This window comes from Stutzerimonas stutzeri (assembly GCF_009789555.1).
Taxonomy (GTDB): domain Bacteria; phylum Pseudomonadota; class Gammaproteobacteria; order Pseudomonadales; family Pseudomonadaceae; genus Stutzerimonas; species Stutzerimonas stutzeri_R.
This window is the reverse complement of record NZ_CP046902.1, coordinates 1,586,538-1,598,933: the sequence shown is the minus strand read 5'-3', so window position 1 is coordinate 1,598,933 and position 12,396 is coordinate 1,586,538. Positions and strand designations below refer to the sequence as shown.

General features: G+C 63.2%; 10 protein-coding genes and 3 tRNA genes. 6 read left to right on the top strand and 7 right to left on the bottom strand.

The annotated features are described in order from the left end of the window. Positions 1-14: 14 nt before the first annotated feature. Entirely contained in the window at positions 15-188 is a 174-nt protein-coding gene (locus tag GQA94_RS07445; protein WP_158187410.1) for a DUF3094 family protein, read from the top strand. A gap of 60 nt (positions 189-248) precedes the next feature. After that, on the top strand, positions 249-1,544 hold the full coding sequence (locus tag GQA94_RS07440) for an NAD(P)/FAD-dependent oxidoreductase (protein ID WP_158187409.1): 1,296 nt from the start codon (positions 249-251) through the stop codon (positions 1,542-1,544). A gap of 147 nt (positions 1,545-1,691) precedes the next feature. On the opposite strand, the gene GQA94_RS07435 is transcribed toward GQA94_RS07440, so the two are convergent. From GQA94_RS07435 to rluD, 6 genes are all read right to left on the bottom strand, one after another. Further along, positions 1,692-1,767, bottom strand: a tRNA-Lys gene (locus tag GQA94_RS07435). A 5-nt stretch (positions 1,768-1,772) separates the two neighbouring features. Beyond that, positions 1,773-1,849 (bottom strand) — tRNA-Pro (locus GQA94_RS07430). A gap of 9 nt (positions 1,850-1,858) precedes the next feature. After that, positions 1,859-1,934: transfer RNA gene (locus GQA94_RS07425), tRNA-Asn, on the bottom strand. A 214-nt stretch (positions 1,935-2,148) separates the two neighbouring features. Further along, complete coding sequence (gene clpB / locus GQA94_RS07420) at positions 2,149-4,719, bottom strand: ATP-dependent chaperone ClpB (protein ID WP_158187408.1); 2,571 nt, start codon at positions 4,717-4,719, stop codon at positions 2,149-2,151. A 185-nt stretch (positions 4,720-4,904) separates the two neighbouring features. Then, the gene (gene pgeF / locus GQA94_RS07415; RefSeq protein WP_158187407.1) at positions 4,905-5,639 is read right to left on the bottom strand and encodes a peptidoglycan editing factor PgeF; all 735 of its coding nucleotides are present in this window, start codon (positions 5,637-5,639) and stop codon (positions 4,905-4,907) included. Further along, complete coding sequence (gene rluD, locus GQA94_RS07410) at positions 5,636-6,610, bottom strand: 23S rRNA pseudouridine(1911/1915/1917) synthase RluD (RefSeq protein ID WP_158187406.1); 975 nt, start codon at positions 6,608-6,610, stop codon at positions 5,636-5,638. Before rluD ends, pgeF begins: the two co-directional genes overlap by 4 nt. A gap of 292 nt (positions 6,611-6,902) precedes the next feature. On the opposite strand from rluD, the gene GQA94_RS07405 reads away from it, so the two are divergent. The 4 genes from GQA94_RS07405 (at position 6,903) to GQA94_RS07390 (ending at position 11,278) form a co-directional block, all read left to right on the top strand. Further along, on the top strand, positions 6,903-7,910 hold the full coding sequence (locus GQA94_RS07405) for an outer membrane protein assembly factor BamD (protein ID WP_158187405.1): 1,008 nt from the start codon (positions 6,903-6,905) through the stop codon (positions 7,908-7,910). Positions 7,911-8,007: 97 nt separating this feature from the next. Then, positions 8,008-8,244 carry a PP0621 family protein gene (locus tag GQA94_RS07400; RefSeq protein ID WP_158187404.1) on the top strand — a complete coding sequence of 79 codons (237 nt, stop codon included), beginning with the start codon at positions 8,008-8,010 and terminating at the stop codon, positions 8,242-8,244. Continuing rightward, positions 8,234-9,826: a sensor histidine kinase gene (locus tag GQA94_RS07395; protein WP_158187403.1), complete on the top strand. Its 1,593-nt coding sequence runs from the start codon at positions 8,234-8,236 to the stop codon at positions 9,824-9,826. Before GQA94_RS07400 ends, GQA94_RS07395 begins: the two co-directional genes overlap by 11 nt. Positions 9,827-9,937: 111 nt before the next feature. Further along, positions 9,938-11,278, top strand: a complete 1,341-nt coding sequence (locus tag GQA94_RS07390; protein ID WP_158187402.1) for a sigma-54-dependent transcriptional regulator — start codon at positions 9,938-9,940, stop codon at positions 11,276-11,278. A 34-nt stretch (positions 11,279-11,312) separates the two neighbouring features. Here the strand turns inward: GQA94_RS07390 and GQA94_RS07385 are convergent, their stop codons facing one another. Continuing rightward, positions 11,313-12,368, bottom strand: a complete 1,056-nt coding sequence (locus GQA94_RS07385) for a DUF2333 family protein (protein ID WP_158187401.1) — start codon at positions 12,366-12,368, stop codon at positions 11,313-11,315. Between the last annotated feature and the right edge of the window lie 28 nt (positions 12,369-12,396).

Here is a 12,396-nt window from a genome sequence, read left to right as displayed (position 1 = left end):
CTTTCGAGGTGCGTATGCCCAGCCGCCTGAATCCCGAAGACCAGAAACGCGTTGACCAGTATCTCAGCGCACCTCAGCACCAGGTCGAGCGCCAGCCCTTCCGACCCTGGCTGCTTCTTGTGCTGGTACTCGTCGTGGTCATTGGACTGGGCCTGCTGAGCCGCTTCCTGAGTCACCTGGTGTCATGAGCAATCCTTCGCTCCCCCAGCGGCTCGCCCGAATTCCGCAAAGCCTTATGAGTTCATCCCATGACACATCGCATCGTAATCGTCGGCGGGGGCGCCGGCGGCCTGGAGCTTGCTACCCGCCTGGGTAGAACCCTGGGCAAGCGCGGCAAGGCCCGCATCACGCTGATCGACGCCAACCTGACGCATATCTGGAAGCCTTTGCTGCATGAGGTCGCAGCCGGCTCGCTGAACTCGTCCGCCGATGAGCTGAACTATGTGGCACAGGCGAAATGGAACCACTTCGAGTTCCAGATGGGGCGGATGAGCGGCCTGGAGCGCGCGCGCAAGTGCGTCCACCTGGCAGCCTCGTGCGACGAGCACGGCGTCGAACTGGTTCCGGCTCGCACACTGGCCTATGACACACTCGTGATCGCGGTCGGAAGTACCACGAACGACTTCGGTACCCTGGGCGCGGCCGAGCACTGCATTTTCCTCGACACACGCGAGCAGGCTGAACGCTTCCACCGTCAACTGCTCGGTCATTACATGCGCGCTCATGCCAGCGAGGGCCATCACGGCACCATCAACATGGCAATCGTCGGCGCCGGCGCAACCGGGGTCGAACTGGCAGCCGAACTGCACCATGCGGCCCGTGAGCTCGCCGCTTACGGCCTGGACGGCATCAAGCCGGAAAACGTCCACATCACACTCATAGAAGCAGGTCCGCGGGTCTTGCCCGCTCTGCCGGAGCGCATCAGCCAACCGGTGCACCAGACGCTTCGCGATCTGGGCGTCACGGTGCTGACCGACGCGGCGGTCAGCGAGGTGACGAAAGAAGGGCTGCAAACCCGCAATGGCGACTTCGTGCCCGCCACCCTGAAGGTATGGGCCGCCGGCATCAGAGCCCCCAGTTTCCTGCGCGAAATCGACGGCCTGGAAACCAATCGGATCAACCAGCTACAGGTGCTGCCGACGCTGCAAACCACTCGAGACGAGAACATCTTCGCGTTCGGCGACTGCGCTGCCTGCCCACAACCGGACAGTGACCGCAACGTCCCCCCGCGAGCCCAGGCGGCGCATCAGCAGGCATCGCTACTCGCCAAATCGCTTGCCAGGCGCCTCCAGGGCCAAAGCCTGCCCAGCTATCGCTACCGCGATTACGGCTCGCTGATTTCCTTGTCGAGCTTCTCGGCCGTCGGCAACCTGATGGGCAACCTCACCGGCAACGTCATGCTCGAAGGTTGGCTGGCGCGGATGTTCTACGTTTCGCTGTACCGGATGCACCAGATCGCACTGTATGGAATCGCCCGCACCGGGCTGATGATGATCGGCGACAAACTCAGCACCAGCACGGTGCCGCGCCTGAAGCTGCACTGACCGGCACGCTCGGCCAGCGCCGTTTGCAAGCAAGGCGCTGGCCGGAAGCGATAAGCCGAGCGCTCATGCTGCAAAAACGTCCGGGCAATAAAAAACCGGAAGATCCTTTCGGAGTCTTCCGGTTCTCATGCCTACTGAAAGGCTATTTGGTGGGTCGTGTAGGATTCGAACCTACGACCAATTGGTTAAAAGCCAACTGCTCTACCAACTGAGCTAACGACCCAGAATTGGTCGGGGTAGGGGGATTCGAACTCCCGACATCCTGCTCCCAAAGCAGGCGCGCTACCGGACTGCGCTATACCCCGATTGGAAATTGGCTCCGCGACCAGGACTCGAACCTGGGACCCAATGATTAACAGTCATTTGCTCTACCGACTGAGCTATCGCGGAACTACTCTTCCAGCTCGTTGGTTGGCTTGCTGTACTGCTTTGCAAACCCCCCTCAGAGGCGCGCCATTTTACGGTTCTCGACGCGCCTGTCAACAGAAAAAATGCGATTTAGTACAATGCGTTGCGAGTGAGCTCCAGCCTCGGGCCAAACGACACCGCAAGCCCTTGCGACACGCCAGCGGAGCCGCCCCTCGGCGCGGCTCCGTCAGCAGGCTCACGCCTTGGCGAACTGAATCTCGTCACCCTCCACCTTGCCGATGATGGTCGAGCCCGGCTCGAATGCACCGGAGAGGATTTTCTGAGCGAGCGGGTTCTCGATCCAGCGCTGGATCGCGCGCTTGAGTGGCCGGGCGCCGTACACCGGGTCGTAGCCGACGGCCACCAGCTTATCCATGGCCTCGTCACTGAGTTCCAGATTCAATTCGCGCTCGGCCAGACGCTGGCGCAAGCGACCCAGCTGAATCTGGGCGATACCGGCAATCTGCTCACGCGCCAACGGATCGAACACCACGACTTCGTCGATACGGTTGATGAACTCAGGGCGGAAGTGGGTACTCACCGCATCCATGACCGCAGCCCGCTGCGCGTCCGGATCGCCTACCAGCTCCTGAATCTGGCTCGACCCCAGGTTAGAGGTCATCACGATCACGGTGTTGCGGAAATCCACCGTGCGCCCGTGACTATCGGTCAGGCGTCCATCCTCCAGCACTTGCAGAAGAATGTTGAAAACGTCCGGATGGGCCTTCTCGACCTCGTCCAGCAGCACCACCGAGTACGGTTTGCGACGCACAGCCTCGGTCAGATAACCACCCTCCTCGTAGCCGACATAGCCGGGTGGTGCCCCGATCAGACGCGCCACCGAATGTTTCTCCATGAATTCGGACATGTCGATGCGGATCATCGCCTCCTCGGTATCGAAGAGGAACTCGGCCAGCGCCTTGCACAACTCGGTCTTGCCCACGCCGGTCGGGCCAAGGAACAGGAAGGAACCGCTGGGCCGATTCGGGTCGGCCAATCCGGCGCGCGACCGACGCACCGCATTGGCGACCGAAACGACCGCCTCGTGCTGCCCGATCACCCGCTGATGCAACAGGTCTTCCATCTTCAGCAATTTTTCGCGTTCGCCTTCGAGCATTTTCGAGACCGGGATGCCCGTCCACTTGGAGACGACCTCCGCGATTTCCTCGTCGGTCACTTTGTTGCGCAACAGCTGGTTGTCGGTCTTGCCGTGCTGATCGACCATCTGCAGGCTGCGTTCGAGGTCGGGGATGACGCCGTATTGCAGCTCGGCCATGCGCGCCAGGTCACCCTTGCGCCGCGCCGCCTCCAGATCGGCCTTGGCCTGCTCGATCTTCTGCTGCATCTGGGCCGACCCCTGGACCTCGGCTTTCTCCGACTTCCAGATCTCTTCGAGATCGGCATACTCACGCTCGAGCTTGACGATTTCTTCATCGAGCTTGGCCAGGCGTTTCTTGGTGGCCTCATCGTCTTCGTTTTTCAGCGCCTCACGCTCGATTTTCAGCTGGATCAGGCGTCGATCGAGGCGATCCAGTTCTTCCGGCTTGGAGTCGATCTCCATGCGGATACGGCTGGCCGCCTCGTCGATCAGGTCGATGGCCTTGTCCGGCAACTGCCGGTCAGTGATGTAGCGATGCGACAGCTTGGCCGCGGCGATGATCGCGCCATCGGTGATCGAGACGCCGTGATGCACCTCGTAACGCTCTTTCAAGCCACGCAGAATCGCGATGGTGTCTTCCTCGCTCGGCTCATCGACCTGCACACGCTGGAAGCGCCGCTCCAGCGCCGCGTCCTTTTCGATGTACTGGCGATATTCATCGAGCGTGGTCGCGCCGACGCAATGCAGTTCGCCACGAGCCAACGCAGGCTTGAGCATGTTGCCCGCGTCCATTGCGCCCTCGGCCTTGCCGGCGCCGACCATGGTATGCAGCTCGTCAATGAAGAGGATGACGCGACCTTCCTGCTTGCTCAGTTCGTTGAGCACCGCCTTGAGGCGTTCTTCGAACTCGCCGCGAAACTTGGCACCCGCGATCAGCGAGCCCATGTCCAGGGCCAGCAAACGCTTGTCCTTGAGCCCGTCAGGCACTTCGCCGTTGACGATACGCTGCGCCAGCCCCTCGACGATGGCGGTCTTGCCGACGCCGGGCTCACCAATGAGCACGGGATTGTTCTTCGTGCGCCGCTGCAGCACCTGGATGGTCCGGCGGATTTCATCATCACGTCCAATCACCGGATCGAGCTTGCCGTCCTCGGCGCGCTTGGTCATGTCGACGGTGTATTTGTCCAGCGCCTGGCGCGACTCCTCGGCGTTGGGGTCGTTGACGGCGTCACCCCCGCGCAGATTGCTGATGGCGTTCTCGAGCGCCTTCTTGCTCACCCCTTGGGCCAGCAGCAGCTTGCCCAGGCGAGTGTTGCTGTCCAGGGCTGCGAGCAGCACCAGCTCGCTGGAAATGTATTGGTCGCCCTTCTGCTGTGCCAGGCGATCAGCCTGATTCAGCAGGCGCGCCAGGTCCTGCGACATGTTCATGTCGCCGGTCGGATTCTGAAGCTTGGGCAGTTGGTCCAGCTCTTTGGTCAGCGCCTGGCGCAGGCCATTGATATCGAAACCCACCTGCATCAACAGCGGCCGGATCGAACCCCCCTGCTGATCGAGCAGCGCCTGCATCAGATGCAGCGGTTCGATAGACGGATGGTCGAGGCCGACGGCGATGGATTGGGCATCGGAGAGCGCAAGCTGCAGCTTGCTGGTCAAACGATCGATACGCATGTAATCACCTTTTCTGGTTAGGCAGGCCGGCGCATTCAATCGCACCTCGACAAAAGCCTGCGAGATGGAACATAGATGAGGTTGATTGTTGGAGATTCAAGCCGGATGGCATTGACCCAGATCATCTGGGCCTCCGCTCAAGCGGGCGGATTGACCGAACGGTCAGGTCGGGACGGGCCCGGAGCTCAGTCCAGCCAGATCAGACTGGCGAAGCGACCGGTCCGGGCAGCGCGGCGATAGGAGTAGAAACGCTGGTCGTGGACTGTGCAGAAGCCGCCACCGAACACGGCCGTGACACCGCAGTCAGCCAGGCGAATGCGGGCGAGCCGGTAGATATCGGCCATGTAGCGTCCATCGTTGCGACTCTCGACGAAGGCGTCGGATGCTGCGGCATGGCGTGATACGAAGGCCTCCCGCACTTCGGCGCCAACCTCGAAGGCGGCAGGCCCGATGGCCGGGCCAAGCCAGGCCATCAGGTGGCTGCCGGGCGCCGCCATGGCCGCCACGGTCGCTTCCAGTATACCGGCGGCCAGCCCGCGCCAGCCGGCATGGGCGGCCGCCACCCGCGTCCCGTCTAAATCGCAGATCAGCACGGGAAGGCAGTCGGCGGTCAGCACGGCGCAGGCAACGCCAGGTGCGCTCGTCCAACTGGCATCGGCAGTGCGGCAGGTTCGAGGATCGGCCTCGACCGCGGCGCTCGAATGCACCTGACTCATCCAGGCCGCTTCGCTGCCGATGAGCTGTTGCAACTGAGATCGATTGGCAGCCACCGCATCAGGCGCATCGCCCACATGATCACCCAGGTTGAACGTGTCGAATGGCGCCTGGCTCACGCCACCGCTACGGGTGGTGACGCACGCCCGCACGCGCGCTGGCGCCGGCCAATCCGGGACGATCCAGTCGCCAGGCCAGCCTCTCACCCGACGAACGCCTCACGATCCTGCTGCAGCAGTGCCAGCAGCCAGACGAAATCATCAGGGAGCGGCGACTCCCATTTCATCCGTTCCCCGGTGACCGGATGGTCCAGCTCGAGGAAGCGCGCATGCAGCGCCTGACGCGGAAAATCGCGCAGCGTTTGTACCATCGTCGGGTTGGCCGCCGGCGGAATGCGGAAGCGCCCGCTGTACAACGGATCGCCTACCAATGGATAACCGATGTGGGTCATGTGCACACGGATCTGGTGGGTGCGTCCGGTTTCAAGCTTGACCCGAACATGAGTATGCGAACGGAACCGCTCCAGTACCCGGTAGTGGCTGACGGCGGGCTTGCCGCCTTCGACCACGGCCATGCGCTGACGCTGCTGACCATGGCGCCCGATCGGCGCGTCGACCGTGCCGCCGGTGATAATCACGCCGATGACAATGGCCTCGTAGATCCGGCTGACGCTACGCGCCTGCAATTGCTCGACCAGGCGCGTCTGTGCCTGCAGCGTCTTGGCAACGACCATCAGCCCGGTGGTGTCCTTGTCCAGGCGATGCACGATGCCTGCGCGCGGCACGTTGATGAGGTCCGGCACATGATGCAGCAACGCGTTGAGCAAGGTCCCATCGGCATGGCCGGCGGCCGGGTGCACGACCAGCCCGGACGGCTTGTTCAGTACGAGGATGTGGTCGTCCTCGAAAACGATGTCCAGCGGGATGTCCTGCGCGACCCACTCACCCTGCGCCTCCTGCTCGGCGGAAAGCTCCAGCACGGCGCCGGCATGCACCGTGTCACGGGGCCGCAGCGCGGCGCCGTCGACCGTCAGGCGTCCATCCTTGATCCATGCCGCCAGGCGCGAGCGGGAGTGTTCGGAAAACAGCTGCGCCGCGACCTGATCGAGGCGCTGCCCGCCGAGGTCGAACGGCACCTCGGCGCGGAGATGGATGGCCTGCGGAGAGTTCGTGGACATAATTAAGGGCGCTTCATAAGTAGGAAGAGGCAACGGTGCGGTTCGACTAGAGGTGACAGGCTGATGGCCGTCGCGCAAGGCGGCGGTCACGATGCCCGGATCGACTGGCATGCCGTAGGGTCGGGCCGCCCGACGCGCAGACATCCCTTCGGCAGCGAAGCAGGCGGGGCCTTTGGTTTCGGCAACACGCTTGTGTTTAAATACGGCGTCTTTGTCCCGGCCAGCCGGGGCGCCCATCATAACAGGACGGCTCAGCGCGAGACAGCCAGCCGTCACAGGGACGCAAGCCGCCATGCAAGTGAAACACCTGCTGCTGATCGCCATTTTCGCCCTTACCGCTGCCTGTTCGTCCAACGAAACCATTAGCGAAAACCTCGGCGAAGCGGAGCTGTACCGACAGGCGCAGGCCGACCTGGACAACAAGAGTTACACCAGCGCCATCAATAAACTGAAGACACTGGAGTCGCGCTACCCCTTCGGTCGTTTTGCCGAGCAGGCGCAGCTGGAGCTGATCTACGCCTACTACCGCAACACCGAGCCGGAAGCCGCACGCTCCTCGGCCGAGCGGTTCATCCGCTTGCACCCGCAGCACCCCAGCGTCGACTACGCCTACTACCTCAAAGGGTTGGCGTCCTTCGATCAGGACCGCGGTCTGCTCGCGCGCTTCCTGCCGCTGGACATGACCAAACGTGATCCCGGTGCCGCGCGTGACTCGTTCAATGAGTTCGCCCAGCTGACGACACGCTTCCCGAACAGCCGCTACGCGCCAGATGCCAAGGCGCGAATGATCTACCTGCGCAATCTGCTGGCGGCGAACGAGGTCCATGTCGCCGACTACTATCTGCGCCGCCAGGCCTATGTCGCCGCCGCCAACCGTGGACGCTACATCGTCGAAAACTTCCAGGGCACGCCTGCCGTGGGCGACGGCCTGGCCGTGATGACCGAAGCCTACCAGCGCCTCGGGCTCGACGAGCTGGCCACCACCAGCCTGGAAACGCTCAAACACAACTACCCTGAACATCCAAGCCTGGAAGACGGCGAGTTCGTGCCGCGCCAGCAGGAAGCCGACAACCGCAGCTGGCTGTCTCGAGCCACGCTCGGCCTGATCGAAACGGAAAACAAGGCCCCGGACAGCTCGCAATCGAACCGCGACGTGGTCCGTCAATACGAGAGCGCGGCGCAGGACCTGCCTGACGAGCTGCGCCCGGTATTGAGGGAGGCTGAAGCGCAAGCGCAGAGCGAACAGCAACGCGAGGGCCGCTCCTGGTGGAGCTACCTGACCTTCGGCCTGCTCGACTGAAACGAGACGCGGCGTCGGATTCCATCGATCAGGATGCACGACGCACGGAGCCTGCCAGACCGGCAGGCCCGCATGGCTTAGCCAGGAAGTAAAAGATATGGGTCTGTTTCGTCTGTTGTTCTGGATCGTTCTGATTGCTGCCGCGTTCTGGCTCTGGCGCCGCCTGACGAGCAAGCCCAAGTCGCCCGGCAAACCACATGAAACCACGGTAACGACGGTTCGCTGTGCCCAGTGCGGTGTTCACCTGCCGCGCGACCGGGCGCTGCAAAGCCAGGACCGTTGGTATTGCAGCCAGGCCCACCTGGAACAGGACAGCCAGTCGGGTGGCCACTGAAGGACTGGCGTTACTGAGCCATCAGGGCCGGCGAATCCTTCGCCTCTACCACCTTTATCGCGTCGCAATCGGGCTGGTGCTGGTCCTGCTGGTCAGCAGCGACCTGCACAATGACCTGATGCGCATGGCCAATCCGGCAGCGTTTCGCTATGGCGCCTGGCTTTACCTGATTTTCAACATCGTCATTGCCGTACTGCTGCAAAACCCCAAACGGGAGCTGCCGGTACTGGCGCTGGCGCTGATGGACGTGACGCTGCTCGCCGCGCTGTTCTACTTTGCCGGCGGCACCCCAAGCGGCATCGGTAACCTGCTGATCGTCGCGGTCGCCATCGCCAACATCCTGCTGCATGGCCGCGTGGGGTTTTTCATTGCGGCCGTGGCCGCCACCGGCCTGATCTACCTGACCTTCTACCTCAGCCTCAGCGACCCCGCCGCGAGCAGCCAATACGTCCAGGCCGCTGCGCTGGGGACGCTATGCTTCGCCGCCGCGCTACTGGTGCAGGGCCTGACGCGACGATTGCAGGTCAGCGAAACGCTGGCTCGCCAGCGCGCCGAAGAAGTTGCCAATCTCGAAGCGCTCAACGCGCTGATCCTGCAACGCATGCGCACGGGGATCATCGTGCTCGACGCCCGGGAGCGCGTGCTGCTCGCCAATCAAGGCGCGTTGGAACTGCTCGGCCAGCAGTCACTGACCGGGGAACGGCTGGCACCTCGCTGCCCTGAGCTGATCAAAGGGCTGCAGCAATGGCGCGACAATCCCACCCTGCGTCCGCGCAACTTCAAAGCCACGCCGGACGGCGCCACGCTGCAGCCGAGCTTCGCCTCCCTGCAACATGGCAAAAACCAGGACACGCTGGTCTTTCTCGAAGACACGTCGCAGATCGCGCAGAAGGCCCAGCAGCTCAAGCTCGCCTCGCTCGGTCGACTCACCGCCAGCATCGCCCACGAAATTCGCAATCCGCTTGGCGCCATCAGCCACGCCGCCCAGCTGCTGCAGGAATCCGAAGCGCTGGACGCCGCGGATCTGAGGCTCACGCAGATCATCCAGGATCATTCGCGCCGCATGAACCTGGTCATCGAGAACGTGCTTCAGCTGTCACGTCGACGTCAGGCCGAGCCACAGCTGCTGGACCTGAAATACTGGGTGCACCGATTCGCCAGCGAGTTCCGCGGCACTTTGCCGCCTGGCCAGAGCGTGCACGTCGAGACCCGGGGCAGTTCGCTACAGACCCGCATGGACCCGAACCAGTTGATCCAGGTACTGACCAATCTGGTTCAGAACGGCCTGCGCTACAGCGGCCAGAAACACGGTCACGCGCAGGTGTGGCTGCAGGTGTCGCGCGACGAGCCGAGCGATTTGCCGGTGCTCGAAGTGCTGGATGACGGGCCGGGGGTGCCACGAGAGCAGCTGCAGAACATTTTCGAGCCCTTTTTCACGACCGAGAGCAAGGGCACAGGCCTTGGCCTCTATATCTCCCGGGAGCTGTGCGAAAGCAACCAGGCCCGCCTGGACTACCGCGAGCGCGACGAGGGTGGCAGCTGTTTTCGCATCGTCTTCGCACACCCGCGCAAACTGAGCTGAGGCCTGCCAGGGAGGCAAGGGTCACACATCGGTCAGCTCAGCGTACAAAGCACGCGCTGTAGCGTTAACATTACAAGCCCAGCGCCACCCGCAAGCCAGAAGACCAAGACCATGACTGCCCGCCAGAAAGCGTTGATCATCGATGACGAGCCCGATATCCGGGAACTCCTGGAGATCACCCTCGGGCGTATGAAACTGGACACCCGCAGCGCGCGCAACCTCAAGGAAGCCCGAGAATGCCTGTCGCGCGAACACTATGACCTGTGCCTGACCGACATGCGCCTGCCCGACGGTTGCGGCCTGGAACTGGTGCAGTTCATCCAGCAGCAGTATCCGCAGCTACCCGTGGCCATGATCACGGCCTACGGCAGCCTCGACACGGCCATTGGCGCGCTCAAGGCGGGGGCGTTCGACTTTCTCACCAAACCGGTGGATCTCGGCCGCCTGCGCGAATTGGTCAACACCGCGCTGCGGCTGCGTAATCCGAACCCGAACGACCTGACGGTCGACAGCCGCCTGCTCGGCGTCTCGCCCCCCATGAACGTGCTACGCAAGCAGATCGGCAAGCTGGCGCGCAGCCAGGCACCGGTGTACATCAGCGGGGAGTCGGGCAGCGGCAAGGAGCTGGTGGCGCGGCTGATCCATGAGCAAGGCCCACGTCACGAGCGCCCATTCGTTCCGGTCAACTGCGGGGCCATCCCGTCTGAGCTCATGGAAAGCGAGTTCTTCGGGCACAAGAAAGGCAGTTTTACCGGGGCGATGGAGGACAAGCCGGGATTGTTCCAGGCGGCGGACGGCGGCACCTTGTTCCTCGACGAGGTGGCCGACCTGCCCCTGCCCATGCAGGTCAAGCTGCTGCGTGCGATCCAGGAAAAGGCCGTGCGCTCGGTGGGCGGCGCCAAGGAGGTTGTGGTCGACGTACGGATCCTTTGCGCCACGCATAAGGATCTGGCCTGCGAAGTGGCCGCGGGCCGGTTCCGCCAGGACCTGTACTATCGCCTGAACGTCATCGAGCTGCGCGTTCCGCCCTTGCGCGAACGCCGTGAGGACATTGCCCAACTGTCCGAAGTGATGCTTCGCCGCCTCGCTCAGGACGGTGGCGCCCCGCCCGCGCGGCTGCACCCCGACGCGCTGGCAAAGCTGCAGAGCTACCGATTCCCCGGCAACGTGCGCGAACTGGAAAATATGCTCGAGCGCGCCTATACGCTGTGCGAGGGCGAGGAGATCAAAGCCAGCGACCTGCGCCTATCCGAAGCCCCAGGTGCGCCCGAAAACGGCGAGGCGAGCCTGGCGCAGATCGACAACCTCGAAGACCACCTCGAGGAGGTCGAGCGCAAGCTGATCATGCAGGCGCTGGAGGAAACACGCTGGAATCGCACCGCCGCCGCCCAACGGCTCGGCCTGTCGTTCCGCTCGATGCGCTATCGCCTGAAAAAGCTCGGATTGGACTGAGCAGCCCGCTGCGACCCCGAAGGGTCGCTCCCCCTCAGCCCTGCGACAGCAGATTGCGCAGATCGATGATCGCTGCGTTGGCGCGCGAGATGTAGTTCGCCATGACCAGCGAATGGTTGGCGAGCACACCATAGCCGCTGCCGTTGAGCACCATCGGGCTCCAGAGTGGCTCCTGCGCGGCCTCGAGTTCGCGGATGATCTGCCTGACGCTTACCGTGGCGTTCTTCTTGGCCAGCACATCGGCGAAGTCGACCTCGATGGCGCGCAGCAGATGCGACAAGGCCCAGGCCTGTCCGCGCGCTTCGTAGAAGACATTATCAATCTGCAACCACGAGGTCTCGACGCGGGCTTCCTCGACCACTTGCTGTACCCCGTCACGCTCCATGTCAGGCGAGACCTGAGGGTCCAGGCGCACCCGACCGACGCTGGCCGACAGACGTTGCGACAGCGACCCCAACCGGGTGCCGACATCGCCCAGCCAGTTATTGAGGTTGTCTGCCCGCGAATAGAACTGCGCCTTGGGCGCCGGATCGCTCAAACGCGCCAGGTAGCGGTCCAGAAAGCGGATACCGTTACGGTATTCCGATTCGCTGGCCGGCAAGGCCCAACTGCGATTATCGAAATTGAACAGCGGTTCGGCCTTGGACAGGTCGGCGTCCTCGGTCGACTGGGATTGCGAGCGGGCGAAATCCTTGCGCAGCGCACGGCTGAGGTCGCGGACCTGAACCAGCACCCCGTATTCCCAGCTGGGCATGTTGTCCAGCCACAGGCCGGGCGGCGCAACGTCATTGGTCAGGTAGCCGCCGGGTTTGTCGAGCAGCGTGCTGGCGACCCGCTTGAGGGTTTCGACCGTCGTGAAACCATTGACGATCTGTCGTTGCGACGCATCGGCCGCCTGCCGGACATGCTGTTGCACCGGGAAACGGTCAGGCTCGGAACTCCAGTACCAGCCCACCAGTAGCGCAACCAGCAGATAGAGCCCCACCACCACGGCGAGTGCCAGCACGAGCGGATTGCGCGCCGGCCCTTGCGCTCTGGCGGTGCTTGCCGATGAGCCAAGGCGGCCAAAGCGGTTCTTCCAATCCAACATGGGCGTCTGTCCTTCTTTCGGAATTCAG

Bases quoted from the DNA above. Each gene is read 5' to 3' on its own strand.
- GQA94_RS07445 (WP_158187410.1), top strand. From the start codon at position 15: ATGCCCAGCCGCCTGAATCCCGAAGACCAGAAACGCGTTGACCAGTAT.
- GQA94_RS07440 (WP_158187409.1), top strand. From the start codon at position 249: ATGACACATCGCATCGTAATCGTCGGCGGGGGCGCCGGCGGCCTGGAG.
- clpB (WP_158187408.1), bottom strand. From the start codon at position 4,719: ATGCGTATCGATCGTTTGACCAGCAAGCTGCAGCTTGCGCTCTCCGAT.
- rluD (WP_158187406.1), bottom strand. From the start codon at position 6,610: ATGTCCACGAACTCTCCGCAGGCCATCCATCTCCGCGCCGAGGTGCCG.
- GQA94_RS07405 (WP_158187405.1), top strand. From the start codon at position 6,903: ATGCAAGTGAAACACCTGCTGCTGATCGCCATTTTCGCCCTTACCGCT.
- GQA94_RS07400 (WP_158187404.1), top strand. From the start codon at position 8,008: ATGGGTCTGTTTCGTCTGTTGTTCTGGATCGTTCTGATTGCTGCCGCG.
- GQA94_RS07390 (WP_158187402.1), top strand. From the start codon at position 9,938: ATGACTGCCCGCCAGAAAGCGTTGATCATCGATGACGAGCCCGATATC.
- GQA94_RS07385 (WP_158187401.1), bottom strand. From the start codon at position 12,368: ATGTTGGATTGGAAGAACCGCTTTGGCCGCCTTGGCTCATCGGCAAGC.